This is a genomic window from Chromobacterium sp. Ag138, from assembly GCF_055181315.1.
Genome location: NZ_JBUPWA010000001.1, coordinates 4,161,649 through 4,181,911, shown reverse-complemented (window position 1 = coordinate 4,181,911; position 20,263 = coordinate 4,161,649). Strand labels below are relative to the sequence as shown.

Annotated in this window: 15 protein-coding genes and 1 tRNA gene; 8 read left to right on the top strand and 8 right to left on the bottom strand. The window is 64.9% G+C overall.

Annotated elements, in window-relative coordinates; all coding sequences use genetic code 11:
- Positions 1-12: 12 nt before the first annotated feature.
- Positions 13-1,338, bottom strand: a complete 1,326-nt coding sequence (locus ACY3GB_RS19615) for an MFS transporter (protein WP_463090210.1) — start codon at positions 1,336-1,338, stop codon at positions 13-15.
- A 334-nt stretch (positions 1,339-1,672) separates the two neighbouring features.
- Between ACY3GB_RS19615 and apbC the strand changes: the two genes are divergently transcribed.
- The 6 genes from apbC to ACY3GB_RS19585 all read left to right on the top strand — a co-directional run bounded on the left by apbC (position 1,673) and on the right by ACY3GB_RS19585 (position 6,168).
- Positions 1,673-2,761 (top strand): iron-sulfur cluster carrier protein ApbC, encoded by a 1,089-nt coding sequence (apbC, locus tag ACY3GB_RS19610; RefSeq protein ID WP_463090960.1) that lies wholly within the window; start codon positions 1,673-1,675, stop codon positions 2,759-2,761.
- 8 nt (positions 2,762-2,769) lie between these two features.
- Positions 2,770-3,549, top strand: a complete 780-nt coding sequence (gene murI, locus ACY3GB_RS19605; protein WP_463090209.1) for a glutamate racemase — start codon at positions 2,770-2,772, stop codon at positions 3,547-3,549.
- Between the two features lie 64 nt (positions 3,550-3,613).
- Positions 3,614-4,057, top strand: coding sequence for a ribonuclease domain-containing protein (locus tag ACY3GB_RS19600; protein ID WP_463090208.1), 444 nt, complete (start codon positions 3,614-3,616; stop codon positions 4,055-4,057).
- A complete protein-coding gene (locus ACY3GB_RS19595) occupies positions 4,048-4,326 on the top strand; it encodes a barstar family protein (RefSeq protein WP_463090207.1) in 279 nt (92 codons plus the stop codon). The genes ACY3GB_RS19600 and ACY3GB_RS19595 overlap by 10 nt, the downstream gene beginning before the upstream one ends.
- A 395-nt stretch (positions 4,327-4,721) precedes the next feature.
- Positions 4,722-5,957: a dicarboxylate/amino acid:cation symporter gene (locus tag ACY3GB_RS19590; RefSeq protein ID WP_463090206.1), complete on the top strand. Its 1,236-nt coding sequence runs from the start codon at positions 4,722-4,724 to the stop codon at positions 5,955-5,957.
- Between the two features lie 121 nt (positions 5,958-6,078).
- Positions 6,079-6,168: transfer RNA gene (locus ACY3GB_RS19585), tRNA-Ser, on the top strand.
- Positions 6,169-6,274: 106 nt separating this feature from the next.
- Here the strand turns inward: ACY3GB_RS19585 and ACY3GB_RS19580 are convergent.
- From ACY3GB_RS19580 to ACY3GB_RS19560, 5 genes are all read right to left on the bottom strand, one after another.
- Positions 6,275-7,783 (bottom strand): alkaline phosphatase family protein, encoded by a 1,509-nt coding sequence (locus ACY3GB_RS19580; RefSeq protein ID WP_463090205.1) that lies wholly within the window; start codon positions 7,781-7,783, stop codon positions 6,275-6,277.
- Between the two features lie 257 nt (positions 7,784-8,040).
- Positions 8,041-9,186, bottom strand: a complete 1,146-nt coding sequence (locus ACY3GB_RS19575) for an osmoprotectant ABC transporter ATP-binding protein OsmV (protein ID WP_463090204.1) — start codon at positions 9,184-9,186, stop codon at positions 8,041-8,043.
- Positions 9,183-9,842 (bottom strand): ABC transporter permease, encoded by a 660-nt coding sequence (locus ACY3GB_RS19570; RefSeq protein WP_463090203.1) that lies wholly within the window; start codon positions 9,840-9,842, stop codon positions 9,183-9,185. Before ACY3GB_RS19570 ends, ACY3GB_RS19575 begins: the two co-directional genes overlap by 4 nt.
- A complete protein-coding gene (locus ACY3GB_RS19565) occupies positions 9,842-10,771 on the bottom strand; it encodes a glycine betaine ABC transporter substrate-binding protein (protein ID WP_463090202.1) in 930 nt (309 codons plus the stop codon). The genes ACY3GB_RS19570 and ACY3GB_RS19565 overlap by 1 nt, the downstream gene beginning before the upstream one ends.
- A 24-nt stretch (positions 10,772-10,795) precedes the next feature.
- Positions 10,796-11,512: an ABC transporter permease gene (locus ACY3GB_RS19560; protein WP_463090201.1), complete on the bottom strand. Its 717-nt coding sequence runs from the start codon at positions 11,510-11,512 to the stop codon at positions 10,796-10,798.
- 854 nt (positions 11,513-12,366) lie between these two features.
- Here ACY3GB_RS19560 and ACY3GB_RS19555 point away from each other — a divergent pair.
- Together ACY3GB_RS19555 and ACY3GB_RS19550 are read left to right on the top strand one after the other, a co-directional pair.
- Entirely contained in the window at positions 12,367-16,521 is a 4,155-nt protein-coding gene (locus ACY3GB_RS19555; RefSeq protein WP_463090200.1) for a response regulator, read from the top strand.
- Between the two features lie 3 nt (positions 16,522-16,524).
- On the top strand, positions 16,525-17,544 hold the full coding sequence (locus tag ACY3GB_RS19550; protein ID WP_463090199.1) for an HD domain-containing phosphohydrolase: 1,020 nt from the start codon (positions 16,525-16,527) through the stop codon (positions 17,542-17,544).
- A 50-nt stretch (positions 17,545-17,594) separates the two neighbouring features.
- On the opposite strand, the gene ACY3GB_RS19545 is transcribed toward ACY3GB_RS19550, so the two are convergent.
- Together ACY3GB_RS19545 and aroC are read right to left on the bottom strand one after the other, a co-directional pair.
- Positions 17,595-19,019: an EAL and HDOD domain-containing protein gene (locus ACY3GB_RS19545; protein WP_463090198.1), complete on the bottom strand. Its 1,425-nt coding sequence runs from the start codon at positions 19,017-19,019 to the stop codon at positions 17,595-17,597.
- Positions 19,020-19,075: 56 nt separating this feature from the next.
- Positions 19,076-20,176, bottom strand: coding sequence for a chorismate synthase (gene aroC, locus ACY3GB_RS19540; protein WP_463090197.1), 1,101 nt, complete (start codon positions 20,174-20,176; stop codon positions 19,076-19,078).
- Between the last annotated feature and the right edge of the window lie 87 nt (positions 20,177-20,263).

Below are 20,263 nucleotides of genomic sequence, written 5' to 3'. Positions count from 1 at the left end.
TCAAGCGATCGATTATAGAGACAGAACGGACGGGCGGCCATCGCGGCCCCCATATTGCGCCAAACAAGCCGGAAGCCCGCCGCGAGCAAACGACGAATCAGCGTCTGGCACCAGGCGCCCTTGCGCGGGCGCGGCCATCGCGATGCCCACCATCTTGCGGCCCAGCAGCACGTAAGCCAGCGAGAAGCACAACGCCAGCACCGCGAAACCGACAAGCCCGCTGGCCTGGTACACCTGGCGGAACAGCTCGATGCCCACCGCGTAGCCGGCCATCGAGATCATGCTCATGCTGGCGGAGATGGTGCCGCGGCCGGCCAGGTCGCAGGACATCAGCGCGAAGCGGTACAGCACGCCGAAAGCCAGGCCTTCGCCGAACGCCATCAGGCTCATGCCCGCCACCATCCAGTACTGCGGCGCCGACGAGAACAGCACGCCGCCCACCATCACGGCCAGGCCGCCGACGATGGGCCACATGCCCACCAGCGCGGAGCGGCCCAGCGGCCAGCGGTCGGCGATCGCGGCCAGCGCCAGGTTGCCGGCGATCAGGCCGCCGAACACCGGGAGCTGCATCAGGCCGTACTCGACGGTGCTCATGTGCAGGTCGCGCACCAGCAGCACCGGCGACAGCGCGATCCAGCCCATCAGCGGCAGCGCCAGCAACGGGATGCACAGCGCGGCTAGCACGAAGCGGCTGTGGCCGAACACCTTCAGGTAGTCGCGGCCCATGCTGGACAGCGGGAGCTTCTCATGGCTGGGCTCGACAGTTTCCGGCATCCGCAGGTACAGGCCGATCAGCGCCAGGAAGGACAGGCCGGCGATGAACAGGAAGCCGCTGCGCCACGGCGCCAGCTCCAGCAGCGCCGCGCCCGCCAGCGGGCCGACCAGCGGCGCGATCAGCGCGACATTGGCCATCAACGCGGTCACGCGCACCGCGGCGGTTTCCTCGAACGACTCCTGCAGCGAGGCGTAGCCCACCGCGTTGATGAAGCACAAGCCGACGCCCTGCAGCAGGCGCAGCGCGATGAAGGCTTCGATCGAGCTGACCAGGTAGGTGGCCAGGCAGGCGATGGTGAAGTAAGCGACGCCGAACAGCAGCACCGGACGGCGGCCTATGCGGTCGGACAGCGGGCCGGTCAGCCACGGCAGCAGCGCGCCGCCGATCAGGAAGGCGGTCATCGAGGTCGGCGCCCAGGAGGCGTCGACCAGAAACTCGCGGGTCACCGCCAGCATGGCGGGCTGCACCATGTCGTTGCAGATATAGACGGCGAATTCGAACAGGACCAGGGCCAGCGGGAACAGCAGATTGGCCCAGGTAAGCTTGGCGTGTTTGGACTGCATAAAGCGGAGAAAGCCTTTCGATCAAAGAGCAGGGCCCGCGGCCTGACGGGGCCGAGCCTTGGAACGCAAGCGTCGCGCATTGCGTAAAGAACCGGTAATACTACGCTTTTCAAAGATTTTTATCAAAAAAAACTTATAAACCAAGCCCTGATACACAATAAATTCTCTGACCGACGGGGCCCGCAGGAGTAAGATGCCGACATCGCGGAGCGCGATGCGCCCGAGACAAAATCCGATTAAAATTGTCGGAAATATCCATCCGGAACCTCGCATGTTCTCCAAACTCACCCGCCTGTTCGGCGGCCAAGCCGACCGGGCCACCCTGAACGAAACCATGGCACAGCTCGAAAACCAGATCCTCGAAACCCTGAAACCGCTGATCGACGCCAATACCGGCAAGGGCTACGTCGCGGCCAAGAACGTCAAGAACCTCAAGTGCGGCGACGCCGAGATCAGCCTGGACGTGGTGCTGGCCTACCCGGCCAAGAGCCAGTTCGACGCCGTCCGCCAACAATTCGAGGCGGCGCTGGCGCCATTGTCGGAAGGCCGCGCCGTCAAGGTGGCGGTGAGCAGCCAGATCGCCAGCCACTCCGCCCAGCGCGGCGTGCCGCTGCTGCCCGGCGTGAAGAACGTGATCGCCGTCGCCTCCGGCAAGGGCGGCGTCGGCAAGTCCACCACCGCGGCCAACCTGGCGCTGGCGCTGGCGGACGAAGGCGCGCGCGTCGGCCTGCTGGACGCGGACATCTACGGCCCGTCGCAGCCGCTGATGATGGGTTTGCAGGGCCAGCGTCCGGAATCGGCCGAGGGCAAGCTGACGCCGCTGTCCAACCACGGCGTGCAGACCATGTCCATCGGCTACCTGGTGGACGCCGACCAGGCGATGGTGTGGCGCGGCCCGATGGTGAGCCAGGCGCTGCAACAGTTGCTGAACGACACCCGCTGGGACGATCTGGACTACCTGGTGATCGACATGCCGCCGGGCACCGGCGACGTGCAGCTGACGCTGTCGCAAAAGGTGCCGGTCACCGGCGCGCTGATCGTCACCACCCCGCAGGACATCGCCCTGCTGGACGCGCGCAAGGGCGTCACCATGTTCCAGAAGGTGGGCGTGCCGATTCTGGGCCTGGTGGAGAACATGGCGATCCATGTCTGCTCCAACTGCGGCCACGCCGAGCACATCTTCGGCGAAGGCGGCGCCGCCAAAATGGCGCAGGACTTCGGCGTGGAGCTGCTGGGCTCGCTGCCGCTGGATCTGGCGATCCGCCTGGCGGTGGACGAAGGCAAGCCCAGCGTGGCGGCCGATCCGTCCGGCAAGCCGGCCGAACTGTACCGCGCCATCGCCCGCCGCGTCGCGGTGAAGGTGGGCGAAAAGGCCCAGGATTTCTCCGGCAAGTTCCCCAAGATCGTGATCCAGAACAACTGAGCCGCAGCATGATCGCAATGTATGACTCCGGCCTGGGCGGGCTGTCGGTGTGGCGCGCGGTGCGCGCCGCCCTGCCCGACTGGCCGATCACCTATCTGGCCGACCAAGCCTATTGTCCGTACGGCCCGCGCAGCCGCGAAGAAATCATCGAGCGGGCGCTGAAGGTGGGGCATTACCTGGTCAGCCAGGGCGCCACCATCCTGGTGGTGGCCTGCAACACCGCCACCACCGCCGCCATCGCCGCGCTGCGCGCCGAGCTGTCGCTACCCATCGTCGGCATCGAGCCGGCGATCAAGCCCGCCGCCGCAATGAGCCGCACCGGCCGCATCGCGGTGCTGGCCACCGAATACACGCTGGCCAGCGCGCGCGTCAAAACGCTGCTGGACGATCACGCCGGCGACGTCGACGTGCTGCGCCGCGCCGGCCACGGCTGGGTGGAACAAGTGGAAGCGGGCGAGCTGTCCAGCGAGCGCACCCGCGCGCTGGTGCGCCGCGTGGTGGAGCCGCTGATGGGCGAGAACATCGACCACATCGCGCTGGGCTGCACCCACTACCCGTTTCTCGAGCCGCTGATCCGCGAGGTCACCGGTGACGGCGTCCAGCTCTACGACCCGGCCGAGGCCATCGCCCGCCGCGTGGACGACCTGCTGCGCCAGCACGGCTGCGACAGCCAGGGCGACCGCTACTACCGCTTCATCACCACCTCGGCCGACGCCGGCGAGATGGCGCTGCGGCTGCCGCAGCTGATCGGCCATCCCTATCCGGTGGAATCGCAGCCGCTGGATTGAACGCTTCTCCCGCCTCCGCCGCCCGGCTAGAATGGAGCGGCACCCTTTGCTTCCGGGTTTCATCATGAAAACAAGATTGCTGTTACTGCTGCTGTCGGCGCTGAGCCTCCCCGCGCTGGCCGCGCCGTCCTGTCGCGACGTCGCCGCCAAGGTCAACCAGCAGGCCTCGCGCCAGCTGGATGCAGCCGAACTCGGCGACGTGCTGCAAAGCCTGGGCCGCGACGGCCGGCTGCCAGGCAAGTTCGTCACCAAGCGCCAGGCCCAGGCCGCCGGCTGGCAGCCGGGCCGCGACCTGTGGAGCGTGGCCGGCCTGCAAGGCAAGTCCATGGGCGGAGACCGCTTCGGCAACTACGAAAAACTTCTGCCGGCGGGCCAATGGCAGGAGGCGGATTTGAGCTATAAAGGCGGCAAGCGCGGCGCCAAGCGCCTGTTGTTCAGCCGCCAGGGCCAGCGCTTCGTCACCGTGGATCACTACAACAGCTTCATCGAGGTCCCGCCATGCCAGTAAAAGTGTGCGAATTGCGCCATATCCGCAATCTGGATCAGCTGTACGACCAGCTGGAGCGCCAGCTGTCGCTGCCCGCCCATTTCGGCCGCAATCTGGACGCGCTGTACGACAGCCTGGCCAACGATGTCCAAGGCCCGTTCGAGTTGCTTTGGCGCGACACCGAGGAAGCCCGCCGCGGGATGGGCGCCGACATGTACGCCACCGTGCTGGAAATTCTGGAAACCGTCGCGGAAGAGCGCGGCGACGTCACGCTCGACATCCACCACTGATCCCCGCCCGCCGCGTTGTCGCCGCGCTACACGCGCGGCATGACCGCCGCGGGCTTTTTCATGCCTATCGATTCTTCAGCGCATCATGAAATGCTTAAGTCTTTAACTTCATTGCAAAATATTCGAATTCGAACTGCAATTGTCGAAATCCCGTCAAGACAACCTCGTACTAACACTCTATAATCGCTAACCTTCAGCCGGCTGCTCCTGTCGGACAACAACAGGTACAAGTCCCTGAAAACGGGCTAAAAACAACAAAGTAGCCCGGCCGCTACATGGCGAAACATGCCGGATACACGGCACGCACACATGACTCCCACCATAAAGCCGCATGTCATGTCATGAAAATGCGACGCTCGTTTGAAAACGTCTCAAGAACAGGCAGGAACAACTGAATGAAGTCGAAAAAACTCACGGCCTTGATTCTGATCGGAATGCTGCTGGGCATCCTCGTAGGCTATCTCTTCCGCCAACATGCAGGCGATGACGCCGCCGCGATCAAATCCTTCGTCGACGGCATGTCCATCCTCACCGACATCTTCCTGCGGTTGATCAAGATGATCATCGCCCCGCTGGTGATCTCCACGCTGGTGGTCGGCATCGCCAAGATGGGCGACGCCAAATCGGTGGGCCGCATCGGCGGCAAGACCATGGGCTGGTTCATCGGCGCCTCGCTGGCGTCGCTGACCCTGGGCCTGATCATGGTCAACATCCTGAAGCCGGGCGTGGCGCTGAACCTGCCGCTGCCTGACATGCACGCCGACTCCGGCATCAAGGCCGGCGCCATTTCGCTGAAGGACTTCGTCACCCACGCCATTCCCAAAAGCGTGTTCGAGGCGATGGCCAACAACGAAATCCTGCAGATCGTGATCTTCTCGGTGTTCTTCGGCAGCGCGATGGCCGCGCTGGGCGAGCGCTCCAAGGCGCTGATCGACGTGATCGACGTCGTCGCCCACGTGATGCTGAAGGTCACCAGCTACGTGATGAACTTCGCCCCGCTGGCGGTGTTCGGCGCCATCGCCGCCACGGTGGCCAAGGAAGGCCTGTCCATCCTCGGCACCTACGGCAAGTTCATGGCCCAGTTCTACCTGTCCATCGGCATTCTGTGGGCGCTGCTGATCGCCGTCGGCGTGCTGATCGTCGGCCCGCGCCTGTTGCACCTGATGGGCATGATCAAGGAGCCGCTGCTGCTGTCGTTCACCACCGCCAGCTCCGAAGCCGCCTACCCGAAGACCCTGGAACAGCTGGAACGCTTCGGCGTGTCCAACAAGATCGCCAGCTTCGTGCTGCCGATGGGCTATTCGTTCAACCTGGACGGCTCGATGATGTACTGCACCTTCGCGGTGATCTTCATCGCCCAGGCTTACGGCATCGATCTGACGCTGGCCCAGGAAATCTCGATGCTGCTGATCCTGATGCTGACCTCCAAGGGCATGGCCGGCGTGCCGCGCGCGTCGCTGGTGGTGATCGCCGCCACCCTGGCGCAGTTCAACATCCCGGAAGCCGGCCTGCTGCTGCTCTTGGGCATCGACCACTTCCTGGACATGGGCCGCTCCGCCACCAACGTGGTGGGCAACTCCATCGCCACCGCCGTGGTCGCCAAGTGGGAAGGCGAGCTGAAGCGCCACTGAGCCCGCTTTCGCCCCGCGCCAACGCCACCCTTCGCGGTGGCGTTTTTCATGGGCGGAAAGCTGCAAGAAACTATTGACAGTGCGGGCGCGCACGGACATAATGCGCTCCTCGACTGACACCGGAGAGGTGGCAGAGTGGTCGAATGTACCTGACTCGAAATCAGGCGTACGTGCGAGCGTACCGAGGGTTCGAATCCCTCCCTCTCCGCCAGTAGAACGCAACTAAGCCCTTGATCGATCAAGGGCTTTTTTGTTGCTTGTCACCTGGCTTCGGCATCGAAGCGGCGATTCCCGGCGCCTCGCCATCAAGTTTACCGCTAGGCCCCTGCTTGCAAGCCGCCAGACTGGGCCTGCTCGCTCAGCTTCGCCTCGATTCCATCCACCAGCCCCAGCAAGTGCTGCCTGCGGCCCGGCTCATCCAGCAACAAGGCTTGCGCCTCCGACGCGGCATCCCCAATCTGCAGATAAGCCGCCAGAAAATTCACCAAATGCTCCAATGCGAGCTGATTGCCGTTCGGTTCGGCCAGCGCCTCGCTTGCCGCGCTCAGCACCAACTCGTCGCCAATGGCGCGGGTCGACAGCTGCGGCGCCTCCCGCGGATGAGACTGGAACAGTTCGGCAAACGGCTGCTTATCCATCTCCGCCCGACACCTCGCGCCCAGCGCCGGCAGCTGCCACTTATTACAGACATAAGCCAGCAGGCTGCTATGGTCGTAGACCGTGGCGTCCACGCCGGGCCTCAGCCAAGGCGACGCCAGCACCGCCGGCACCCTCACCCCCAATCTTTTGAAGTCGAAGCCGAGATCGCCGTCCGGCCCCTTCGGCGCGACGAAGTCATCTGGCGCCACTGTCTCCGGCGGCTCTACGTGATCGAAGAAGCCTCCATGCTCGTCGTACAGCACCACCAGCAAGGTCTGGTCCCATAAAGCCCGATTGCCGCTGAGCGCGGCGTAAACATCCGCAATCAGGCGATCGCCCAACCCGATGTCGTGCGGAGGATGCTGGTCGTTGGGCTTATCCAGCAAGGGAATCTGGAAAAAGCGCGGCTCAATGAAGACGAACTCGGGAAAATCGTCCGGCTTCGCTTGCGCCACATCCTCGGCGAAACTGGAAAAACGGCGGCGCAATGACGGTATTTTCCAGGTCTGCCGCAGCAGCAAGGACAAAGAGACATCATGGTAATAAACGCGCGGTCGCTTCCCGGCATCGTGCAGGCGGTTGAAAATGGTGGGCATGTCGTAATCGCGGAACAAGGTGCCTATGGTTTCGACGCCCTCCGGCATGCGCAGATTGCCCTTGGTGGTGCCAGCCAGCGCGAAGAAGCGATTGGGCCAGGTCGGGCCGGGGATTGACGAAAACCAGTGGTCGCACACCACGTATTCCTGCGCCAGTCCCTGCAACGCGGGTATCGCGCCCTGGCTGCCCGTGTTCACCGGAAAATACGCCATGCTCTGGCTGATGCTCTGTCGCAACGTCTTGGGATTGAATTTGTCCTTATATGCCTGGTAAGCGTTGGCGACAAAGCCGTTCATCACCGGCTGGCCGAGGCTCCCGCCCAACTGGGCTTTCACATCGACAAATTCATGATGCGGATCGAAGCTTGTCTTCTCACCCAATGTCCGGGCATCTAGGCTTCGCAAGGCATTGCCCCGGAAAGGCACCGGCTCCGCATCGCCAGGAATCAGGCTGGGATGCCGCAACGCATACGACTGCGCATTCTTCACTCCTTCCAGCCTCGGCAGTTTCTGATCCAGATCGCCCAGCAAATGGTCGAAAGACCGATTTTCCAGCATCAACACGACAACGTGACGAATGGGGTCGCTCATCTGCTTATCCTCCCTGACGCTCCAAGACCTGCGCGCTCACTCGGAAAGCCCGCCGGACAACAGCACCGAAACAGGCATCCACGCGAAAACGCCAACGTTTCCGCTGGCGTTTTAACTATATTCAGGCCCGCCCGGGCACGATGTACGGCAAACTACCTACCTCACGCCCTGTCTCGCCAAACTGCGCCCAAGCGCCGGCAGACAACAAAAAAGAGAGGCCAGGCCTCTCTTTATGTTTCACCCGAAGCAGGTCAACCTCAGGCCGGCGCAGACTCCCGCCTGCGGGTGCGTCCCGAATGCAGGTAATCGGCGATGTAGTCTTGCGACACCTCGCCGCAGTAGCGGCCGGCCTCGTCCACCACCGGCATCCAGGTGAGGTTGTGCTCGTACAGCCGCGACAGCACGATGCGCAGGTTCTCGCCGACGCCGGCCGTCACTTCGATCCTATTGATCTTGTCGCGGCAGCGGCCATCGCCGCCGGACTTGGCGTCGCGGCGCTTGACGAAGCCCAGCGGCTCGCCGGAGCCGTCCACCACGGTCAGATGCAGCAGATCGGCATCGTCCATCATGCCGTAGGCGGCGGACAGCGGGGTATCCAGCCGGGCGGTCAGCGTCTCGCGCTGCTCGGCCACCTCGCCGGCCTTCACCAGCAGCAGCCGCTTCAGCGTGCGGTCGTGGCCGACGAAGCTGGCGACGAAATCGTCGGCCGGGCGCGCCAGCACCTCGTCCGATCCGGCGCACTGCACCATCCGCCCCTGGCGGAACACCGCGATGCGGTCGCCCAGCTTGATCGCCTCGTCGATGTCGTGGCTGACCAGCATCACCGTCTTGCCCAGCTGGCGCTGCATCTGCAGGAATTCGTTCTGGATCTGCTCGCGGTTGATCGGGTCCACCGCGCCGAACGGCTCGTCCATCAGCAATACAGGCGCGTCGGCCGCCAGCGCGCGGATCACGCCGATGCGCTGCTGCTGGCCGCCGGACATCTCGCGCGGGTAACGCTGCAGGAAACGGTCCGGATCCAGCGCCACCATATGCATCAGCTCGCGGGCGCGCTCGCGGCAGCGCTTCTTGTCCCAGCCCAGCATGCGCGGCACCACGGTGATGTTTTCCTCGATGGTCATATTGGGAAACAGGCCGATCTGCTGGATCACGTAGCCGATGTGCCGGCGCAGCGTCACGGTGTCGATGCCGGCGGTGTCCTCGCCGCCTATCAGCACCTTGCCCGATGTGGGCTCGATCAGGCGGTTGATCATCTTCATGGTGGTGGTCTTGCCGCAGCCGGACGGGCCGAGCAGCACGCAAATCTCCCCCTCGGCCACCTTCAGGCTGACATTGTCCACGGCCTTGAACGCCTGGCCGTTCTTTTGGGTGAATTGCTTGCAGAGATTTTGCAGTTCTATCATCGGATTCCTTTCGGTGTCAGCGCGCGCTGGGCGCGCAGCAGCAGCCAGTCCATGGCCACGGCGAGCAGGCTTACGGCGAGGGCGCCGGCGATCAGCTTGCGGATGTCGCTCTGGCTGATGCCGTGCAGGATCAGCGTGCCCAGGCCGCCGGCCCCGACGATGGCGGCGATCGCCATCACGCCGATATTCAGCACCACCGCGGTGCGGATGCCGCCGAAGATCACCGGCACCGCCAGCGGCAGCTCCACCCAGCGCAAACGTTGCCAGAAAGTCAGGCCGATGCCGCGGCCGGCCTCGCGCACGCCGGGCTCCAGCTGCGTCAACGCCGCGTGGGCGTTGCGCACGATGGGCAGCAGCGAGTAAAGAAAAGCGGCGGAGATGGCCGGCACCGCGCCGATGCCGTGGCCGATCAGCGAAAACAGCGGGATCATCAGGCCGAACAGCGCGATGGCGGGAATGGTCAGCAACACGGTGGCCAGGCTCAGCACCACATTGGCGGCGGCGGGAAAGCGCACGATGGCGACGCCCAGCGGCACGCCCAGCAGCACGGCGAGACTGACGGCGACGGCGACCAGCGTCAGATGCTGCCCGGCCAAGACGCCGATATAAGACAGATTGGCCAGCACGTAGCGGCCGGTTTCCAGCAGGGTTTCCATCACGCGCCCTCCTTCGCCAGGCCGCGGCTGCGCAGGAACTCGGCCGCCACCTCCTTGACCGGGCGGTGCCGGATATCCACCTCGGCGTTCATCGTCGATACCGCATCGTTGTCCAGCAAGGCGGACAGGCGGTTCAGCTCGTCGGCCAGGCCGGGATTGCGGTCCAGAACCTCCTTGCGCACGACCGGCGTCGCCGCATAGGCCGGGAAGAAATTCAGGTCATCCTCCAACACCAGCAATTCGAAGCCCTTGATCCTGCCGTCGGTGGTGTAGGCCAGGCCGGCGTCGACAAAGCCGTCGCGGATGGCGTTGTACACCAGCCCGGAATCCATCTGCCGGATCTGCGGCCGGCTCAACGCCATGCCGTACAGCTGCTGCAACGGCTTGAGGCCGTCCGGACGGCCGGCGAACTCCATGTCGAAGCCCAGCTGCCAGCGCTTGTCGCCGCCGTTGTTGCGATTCACTGCGCGCGCTAGATCGGACAGCGTGCGCACGCCCTCGGCCTCGGCGCGCTCGCGCTTCATCGCCAGCGCGTAGGTGTTGTTGAGCGCGGCAGGGTTCAGCCAGACCAGACCCATGGGCTCGTCCAGCCGCTTGACCATGGCGTAGGCCTCCTCGTTGCCCATTTTTTTCTGAATGCCGTGATGGACGATGAGCCCGGTGCCGGTGTAGTCCCAAGCCAGGTCGATCTGCCCGCTTTCCTGCGCCTTGCGCAGGATCACCGAGGCGAGGTCGGTTTTTTGCGCCACCTCGTAGCCCTTGCCGCTCAGGTACTGCGCGGTCAACTCGGACAGCAAGTGCTGCTCGGTGAAATTCTTGCTGCCCAGCGTCAGGCCGGCGGCAGCGGCCGCCGCCGGCAGCAGCGCCAGCGCCGCTCCCGCCAGGCAGACGGAAGCCAGCCAGCGTCGAAAACACGCGATCATTTTCATAGGTAATCCCTCCTGCAAGTCAGCTCAGGCCACGCCGCGCGCGGCGGCCAGGCGTCCGACCAGCGCCACCGACTGGTCCAGCGCCAACGCCATCAGCGCGGTGCCGCCGGCGCCCAGCAGCAAAGCCGTGTGGTTGTTGAGATAGATGCCGGGGAAGATCAGCTCGCCGTAGCTGCTGGCCCCGATCAGGAAGGCCAGCGGCGCGGTGCCGACGTTCAGCGCCAGCGCGATCCGCACGCCGGAGAGAATCACCGGCAAGGCATTGGGCAGCTCTACGCGCCACAACCGCTGCCGCGGCGTCATGCCAAGCGCGTCGGCCGCCTCCAGCAAAGCGGGCGGCAAGCCGGCCAGACCGGCGTAGACATTGCGCACAATCGGCAGCAGGGATGCCAGGAACAAGGCGGCGATGGCCGGCGCGTCGCCGATGCCCACCACCACCATGGCCAGCGCCAGCACCGCCATCGGCGGCAGGGTGTTGCCGATATTGAAGATCTGCATCCAGGACTCGGCGCTGCGCCGCAAGCGCGGCCGGCTCAGCAGGATGCCGCTGGGCAAGCCCACCGCCAGCGCCAGCGCCATCGACGCGCCGACCAGATAAAGATGCCGCCCGCCCAGATAGACCAGGTCTTCGCGGTATTCCGCCCACACGGCCGGGCCAAGGCCGTAATACAGTCCCGCCGCCGCCAGGGCGGCCAGGGTCAGCCAGATCATGCTGCGCTTGCCAAACGCTCTTTTGTGCATCTGCGTCCTCCTTGGCGGATAGCGACGACAAAACCGTCGGCGATCCGCTGTAATGATCGCGACAACCAGAGAGCTGCCAGTAGATTTTCAAGACATCCGGCCTGGCCGGATACGAGGTGCGTGAAACGCGGGAACGGGACAAGCCCGAAGATTGAGTGGCGCATGGCGCGCCAGAGAACTTCGCAAATACTATAACACCTGGCAAATCAACATGCAAACAATCTAATATTAAAAAACACCATAAAAATCTTGGCATTGCGAAAAAAAATATAATGGCGAACCTTAAATTTGATCCAAACGTGCTGATGAACGTCTCACCCTGAATGGCCTTCTATTCGCAATCGAACCGGCAGTCCACACCGGGAAAAATCCGCCGGACCCATTGAAAAACAAACGGAATCCGCCTTCGTCATCGAAGACTGGACAGCGGGCTCCGCTCTTCCTCCCCGACCTTCGCTCAGGCGGCATGGGGTATCCACCGTCATGAAAAGTAAAATTGCATGGCTGCATGCTTTGCATTTCATTTGCCAAGCGAAACCAGGCGCGCCCAGACGCGGCCCGCCCCTCGCCCGGGACTTCTCGGCGAAGGAAACGGCCTGCGCCTTCCAGCCCGCAAGCCATGCTGGAATGACGTATGAGACATGCAGCCCAAAGACAAACCCTATGTCGTGAATCCTTGAAGGACGGGCTGAAGCCGCATCCGTACTTCTACTAGCCGCCATCCATTTGTCTTGATTGAAGGCCAAACGCCATTCAATTCGAGCCATCGCTTATGCCAAAAGGCAATGCGATGAACTAACTTGAATGGATGAGACGGTCCGCGCCTCGAGGGCGGGCCGGAAATGGAGTCCGTGATGACAGAATCACAGTCAAAAAGACTGTTCGGCTTCGACAGGCGGATCGCGTTGCTCGGCCTGCTGTTGTGGGGTCTGCTGGCTGCGGCGGTCACCTGGATCGCCGGCGAGCATGAGCGCGAGCATGCGCTGTCCTCGATGCACAACCGGCTGGCCTCGCTCGTCCAGCTTAGGCTGGAAATACTGAGCCAGAGCCTGGAGCGCTACAGCCAAAGCGTGCGCTTTCTGGCCAATACGCCGCCCGTGCCCGGCCTGGCCCGCGCCAGCGTGAACAACGACTTCGACGCCGAAGAGCGAAGCTCCGGCGAGCTGTGGCGAAGACGCCTGGCCGCGATCTTCCAGGCCTATGCCGCCAGCGCCCCGGAAGCGCTGCAACTGAGACTGATCGGCCTGGCTGACAATGCCCGCGAGCTGGTCCACGTGCTCAACCGCCGCGACGGACCGGTCAGCCTGCCGGCATCGGAAATGCAGCACAAGAACGATTCCGATTACTTCAAGCAAGCCATCCGTCTGCCCGCAGGCGAAATCTACTTGTCGGACATCCGTCTCAGCAAAGACCGCAGCCGTAACGAAAAAGAGCCGCCGCTGCCGGTGCTGAGGCTGGCCACCCCGATCTACAACGCCGGCGGCAAGCTATTCGCCGTGCTGTCCCTCAATATCGACGCCCGCCACCTGATGTCTTATCTGCGGGTGGGCAGCGGCGAGAGGAACGTCCGCGTCTACATCACCGACCAGAATGGCGATTTTCTCGACCACCCGGACCCGAACAAGACTTTTGGCAAGGATCTCGGCAAGCGCTGGCGATGGCAGGATGAGTTCCAGCCTCTCCCCGCGCCCGACGGCCACAGCGGGCTGCAGCGCCTGCGATCGCCCGAAGGGGAAATCTACGCGGTGAGCCGCCAGTTGCCGCTGATGCCGCAAAAACGCGATGGCCGCTACCTGGTCATCACCGAGGCGCTGCCCGAATCCATCATCGCCGACGCCGTGGCCACCGCGCGCCGCGACACCTTGCTGGCGATGTGGCTTGGCGGCCTGCTGGTGGCGGCGCTCGCCTGGGCGTACCAGCGCCAGCGCAACCGCTTGCACATGCAGATCCGCGAGATGAACGCCTCGCTGGAAACCGAGGTGCAGCAGCGGACGCAGGAAATCCGCCGTTACGCCGCATTGCAGCGTGCCATCTTCAATGACGCCAGTTACGCCATCGTCGCCACCGACCAGTCCGGCCTGGTCACGCTGTTCAATCCGGCCGCGGAGGCGCTGCTGGCCGAAAGCGCCAGCGAAGTCGTCGGGCGCCGCCACCTCATCGACTGGCTGGACGCATCGGAGCTGGAACGGCATTCCCGGCGGCAGGCCGAGCAAAGCCACGCCCTGCCCGCAAACGCTTTCGAAGCGCTGGTATCCGGCTCCCGCGGCGGCCGGTCCAGCCAGCAGGAATGGACCGTTACCGCCAGCGACGGCCGCCGCATACCGGTGTCGATCGCGATGACGGAGCTGCGCGACGACGATGGCGAGCTGCAGGGTTTTCTCGCCATGGCGGCGGACATCTCCGCCCAGCAGCAGTACCAACGCGAACTGATGAGCGCACGCGACCAGTTGGGCAAGGCGGTGGAAGTCGCCGAACTCGGCATCTGGACCTGGTGGCTGGCCGACGATTCGCTGGAACTGAATCCGCGGATGTTCGACATGTACTGCTTCCCGCCCGAGTTGCGGCATGGCGGCCTGACTTACCTGCATTGGCGCAGCCGACTCCACCCCGACGACGTCGATGCCGTCGAATACCAGCTGCGGGAGGCTATCGCCGGCCACGGCGCATGCGCCCCGGCGTTCCGCATCGTGCTGCCGGATGGACAGATCCGGCACATCCAGGCCGGCGCGCTGGTGGAGCTGGACGACGACGGCCAGCCGCGCCGGGTCACCGGCATCAACCGCGACATCACCATCCAGCACAATATCGAGACCACGCTGCGCGAGGCCAAGGAAACCGCCGAGGCCGGCAGCCGAGCCAAGGCCAACTTCCTGTCCAATATGAGCCACGAGATCCGCACGCCGATGAATGCCGTGCTTGGTCTCGCCTACCTGCTGGAGAAGCACGGCCTGCCGGCCGAGGCGCTGGATCTGGTGCACAAGATCCGCATCGCCGGCCGCTCGCTGCAGGCCATCATCAACGACATTCTCGACTTCTCCAAGATCGAGGCCGGCAATCTGGAGATCGAGCGGGCGCCGTTCCGCCTCGCCGACGTGCTGGACAACCTGTCCACCATCATGAGCGCCAGCGTCGGCAACCGCGACGTCGAACTGATCATCGCGCCGCCGCCAGCGGACATCGACTACCTGCGCGGCGACGCGCTCAGGCTGGAGCAAGTGCTGATCAACCTGACCAGCAACGCGATCAAGTTCACCGAGCAGGGCCACGTCAAGGTCAGCATCCAGCCGCTGGAAATCCGGCCGAAGCAAGTCCGGCTGCGCTTCGCGGTGGAAGACACCGGCATCGGCATCCCCCAGGCCAAGCAGCGCGAACTATTCCGGCCCTTCACCCAGGCCGACGCCTCCACCACCCGCCGCTTCGGCGGCACCGGCCTGGGGCTGGCCATCAGCCAGCGGCTGGTGGCGCTGATGGGCGGCGAGATCGGCCTGGACAGCGATCCCGGCCGCGGCAGCACCTTCTGGTTCACGCTGCGCCTGCCCCGCGAGCAGGGCGTCAGGCTGTCCTCTCCGGAAATGGCCCATCTCAACGTGCTGATCGCCGACGACAATCCCATCGCGCGCGAGACGCTTGGCGTCACCGCCAACGAACTCGGCTGGAAAACGCTCGCCGTCGACTCCGGCCGCATGGCGGTGGATCAGGTGATCGCCGCGCTTGACGGGAACGAGGCGGTCGACGTGGTGATCCTGGACTGGAAAATGCCGGGCATGGACGGCCTGGAGGCGGCGCAGGCGATCCGCCAGGCCTGCCGCGGCAAACACATGCCCATCATCCTGATGGCCACCGCCTACTCCCGCGAGATCCTGCTGGCCGACCCCGCCGCCGACACGGTGACCGAGGTGCTGAACAAGCCGGTGACGCCGTCAGGGCTTTACAACGCCGTCGCCCGCGCGCTGCGGCCGCAACAGGCCGAGCCGAAAATCGCGGCGCCGGCGCAGCATGCCGGCCGGCTGCATGGCTTGCGGCTGCTGGTGGTGGACGACAGCGACATCAATCGCGAAGTGGCGCAGCGCATCTTCGAGGACGAGGGCGCCGCGGTCTCGCTGGCCAATGACGGACGGCAGGCGTTGGACTGGCTGCTGCAGCACAGCGGCGAGGTGGACATTGTGCTGATGGACGTGCAAATGCCGGTAATGGACGGTTACGAGGCCACGCGGCAAATCCGCGCCACCCCGGCCCTGACCCATATTCCGGTGGTGGCGCTGACCGCCGGCGCCTTCCAGGCGCAACAAGACGCCGCGCGCGAGGCCGGCATGAGCGACTACATCGCCAAACCGTTCGATGTCGAGATCGCCATCGGCCAGCTGCGCCGGCTGGCCGGCCGTCAAGCCACTCCGCCGGCGGACGCGGGCGCTGCCAGCCAGACGCCGATGCAATCGGACCTGCCCGGCCTGGCGATCTCGCGCGGGCTGCAGATCTGGCGCGACGCCGACGTGTACCGGCAATACCTGCGCAAGTTCGCGCGCGATTACGGCGACAGCCCGTCCACCATGCGGCTGGCCGGCAAGGTGGTCGCGCAGGCGCTGGCCCACAAACTGAAAGGGGCCGCGGGCAATCTGGCGCTGGACGAGGTGTCGGCGCGCGCCGCCGACGTGGAAAGCCGGCTGCAGGCCGGCAGCGAGCCCGGCCCGGCGCTGGACGCTTTGCGCATCGCGCTGGCGCGGGCGCTGGACTCCATTTCGCGCTACGCGCCGGCGACGCAGGCCGGCGAGGCCGCAAGCGCCCCCGCCATCGACGCCGAGCGGTTGAGGCCGTTGCTTCTCCAAGCGCTGCAGGCCTTCAACCGCGACGATCCCGCCGCGGTGGAGCCGGTGCTGGACCAGTTGGCAGCCCTGCTGCCGGACAAGCAGGTGGCGCCGCTGCGCGACGCCGCGGAGAACTTCGATTTCCGCGGCGGCGAAGCCGCCACGCAAGCCCTGGCGGAAACGCTGGGCCTTTCCCAGGAACGGTGACACATGCAGCCCTCTCCCCCCTTGCTCGTTGTCGACGACGAACCGCAGAATCTGGCGGCGATGCGCCAGGTGCTGGCGCCGCAATATCCGCTGGTTTTCGCCCGCAACGGCGCCGAAGCGCTGGCCGCCGCCGCCAAGCACCGCCCCTCGCTGGTGCTGCTGGACATCCAGATGCCGGACATGGACGGCTACGAGGTGTGCCGCCGCCTCAAGAAAGATCCGCAATCTTCCGCCACCCCGGTGATCTTCGTCACCTCGCTGGCGGAAATCGGCAACGAGGCGGCCGGTTTCGACGCCGGCGCGGTGGACTATCTGGTCAAACCCGTCTCCCCATCCATCGTGCAGGCGCGGGTCCGCACCCATCTCTCGCTGGTTCAAGCCACCCAGCTGGAGAAAAGCCACCGCGACGCGATCTACATGTTGGGCCAGGCCGGCCACTTCAACGATACCGACACCGGGGTCCACATCTGGCGGATGGCCGCCTATTCGGCCATGCTGGCCTCGACCAGCGGCTGGGACGCGCCGTCCTGCCATCTGCTGGAACTGGCCGCGCCCATGCACGACACCGGCAAGCTGGGCATACCGGACGCCATCCTGCGCAAGCCGGGCCCGTTGACGCCGGAAGAATGGGAAATCATGAAAACCCATACCCGGATCGGCCACGACATCCTGATCCGCAGCGAGGCGCCGGTATTCAGGCTGGCGGCGGAAATCGCGTTGCGCCACCATGAGAAATGGGACGGCAGCGGCTATCCCGACGGGCTGGCCGGAGAAGCCATTCCCGAATCGGCGCGCATCATTTCGCTGGCCGACGTGTTCGACGCGCTGACGATGCGCCGCCCTTACAAAGACGCCTGGCCGATGGAAAAGGCGCTGGCCACGCTGCGGCAGGGCAGCGGCGTCCATTTCGAGCCCAGGCTGGTCGAAGTGTTCGACGCCGCGCTGCCCAAGCTGCTGGAAATCAAGGAAATATGGGGCGACCTCTCCCAGCAGGCGGAGCACGACGTGCTGATGCTGTTCTGAGCGCGCGGGGGCGCCCGACGCCGCCGGCTCCCGAGGGGCTGCCGGCGGCGCTAAACCGCCTCGACGTTGTTGTGCACCTCGCTGTCGCGCAGCACCACCTGCGCCCACACCACCGAATCCAGGTAATACTGGTTGGCCAAGTCCAGGTCGAAATCCAGCACCCTGGCCAGCGCCTCGATCTGCGCGTTGTCGCCCTGCTCGCACGCCATCGCCAGCGACAGGTGCGGCGAGAAGATGCCCTTGCCCTCCACCACCGCCTCCCTCACCGTCAGCGGCAGCTCCAGCGGGTCCAGCACATCCGGAAAGGGTTGGTTGAGCAGCACGTCCAGCAGCGAGAACATCCCGGTCAGGAACAGGTGCTCAGCCTCCAGCTTGTTGCCGCGATAGCCGCCCAGCTTCTCCATGAAGCGGGCGCGGATCAACGACTTCTCCAGCAGCGCGACGGCGGTGCCGTCCTCCTTGCGCGAAGTGAACAGCAGCATGGACAGCCATTTGAACAAGGTCTCCCGCCCCAGCAGCAGCAGGGTCTCCTCTATCGTCTGCACCTTGCGCGACAAGCCGTGTATCGGCGAATTGATGAAGCGCAGCAGCTTGAACAGCAGCACCGAGTCGAGCTTGAACTGGGCTTCCACATCCTTGGGATCGGCGCTGGTGCGCAGCAGACGCATGATCTGCAGCACCCGGGTCTGGTTGGTGTCCACCTTGCCGCCCTCCAGCGCATGGGCGGTGGTGACGAAGGGGCCGTGGAACAAGGCGAAGCGGTTGTTGCCCGGCGCGCGCAGGCAGACATCCATGTCCTCTGCCGTGCCGACGTTGCGCGCCAGCCATCGGGCGCCGGGATAGCGCTTGGGGAGTTGATCCAGAATAGGCGCCAGCACCCGGGTGGACGGGCCGGCGAAATCCAGCACCATGAAGTCTACCCGGCTGAACAAATCGGCCTGCAATGCTGGGCTCAGCATGTTCTGGTCGTAGGCGGCGGGTTCCAGCGCGAAGCGCAGCCCGAGCTTCTGCAGCTCGTCCAGCTGGCGCAGCATATGTTCCGCCACCTCCATGCCCGGCAGCGGCTCCAGCACGAAGATCACGCTGCCCGCCGGCATGCCGCGCAGTTGCGGATCGTCGAGCGAGGTCATCGCGATGTGGACGAAGGCGCGGCGGTAGGCCAGCAGCCGGAAGATGTCCATATTGTGCAGCGTGGCCAGCAACAGCCGGTCGAACTCCTGCTGCTTGCCGGCCTCGATGTTGCGCTTGCCCTGGCGCACGAAGAAATCATAGGCGACGACGCGCTGCTGGCGGTCCATCACCGGCTGGTGCGACACGAAGCCCAGCGTGGCGGGCAGATCGGCCGGCTCGCCCTCCTCCGGCGGCAGAATGATGGTATCGGGCGGCTCCGGCCTCGCGTCCTGGTGCGGGGCCTCTTCCTCATGCGCGTTCTTCTTCAGACGTCCGGCCAATCCATCTATCAGATTTTTCAGCATGGTGTCATCCCAGGGTTGAACTGGCCTAGAGCCTGCCCGGCCGGTATATGTGCATTTTAGCCGATATGACCCGCAATTCTCGGCGTTTCCACCCGCACGTCGCCGCATTGCGCGCGGTGGCGCAAGGCATGGTCGATCAGCACCAAGGCCAGCATCGCTTCGGCGATCGGCGTGGCGCGGATGCCGACGCAGGGATCGTGGCGGCCATGGGTTTCCATGACCACGGCCTCGCCCTGCTTGTTGATCGAGCGCCGCGGCTGGGCGATGGACGACGTGGGTTTGATGGCGATGGAAACGTCGATCTGCTGGCCGGTGGAGATGCCGCCCAGCACGCCGCCGGCGTGGTTGCTGGCGAAGCCTTGCGGCGTCAGCTCGTCGCCGTGCTCGCTGCCCTTCTGCGTCACGCAGCCGAAGCCCGCGCCGATCTCCACGCCCTTGACCGCGTTGATGCTCATCATGGCGTAGGCGATGTCGGCGTCCAGGCGGTCGAACACCGGCTCGCCCCAGCCCACCGGCACATTGTCGGCCACCACGCGCAGCCGCGCGCCGATGGAATCCAGGCTCTTGCGGATGGAATCCATATATTCCTCCAGCCGCGGCACGATGTCCGGATCGGCGCTGAAGAAGGGATTGCCGCCCACATGCTCCCAACCCTTGAACGGCATCTGCACTTCGCCGATCTGGGTCATGTGGCCGCGAATGACGATGCCGTATTTTTCGCTCAGCCATTTCTTGGCGATGGCGCCGGCCGCGACCCGCACCGCGGTCTCGCGCGCCGACGAGCGGCCGCCGCCGCGCGGATCGCGGGTGCCGTATTTATGCCAGTAGCAGTAATCGGCGTGGCCGGGGCGGAAGGTCTCGGCGATATTGCCGTAGTCCTTGCTGCGCTGGTCCGTGTTGCGGATCAGCAGCGCGATCGGCGTGCCGGTGGTCTTGCCCTCGTAGACGCCGGACAGGATTTCGACGGTGTCCGGCTCGCGGCGCTGGGTCACGTGGCGGCTGGTGCCGGGCTTGCGGCGGTCGAGCTCCGCCTGGATGTCCGCCTCGGTCAAGGCCAGCCCCGGCGGGCAGCCGTCCACCACGCAGCCTATGCCCGGCCCGTGGCTCTCGCCGAAGGAAGTCACCGTAAACAATCGTCCCATGCTGCTGCCTGACATCTGCGTTCCCCTGCTGCTGATTGCGTATCGTCATCGATTCTAGCATGGCGCGCGCAGCAAGCAGCCATGCTGCGGCGCGCATTGAAA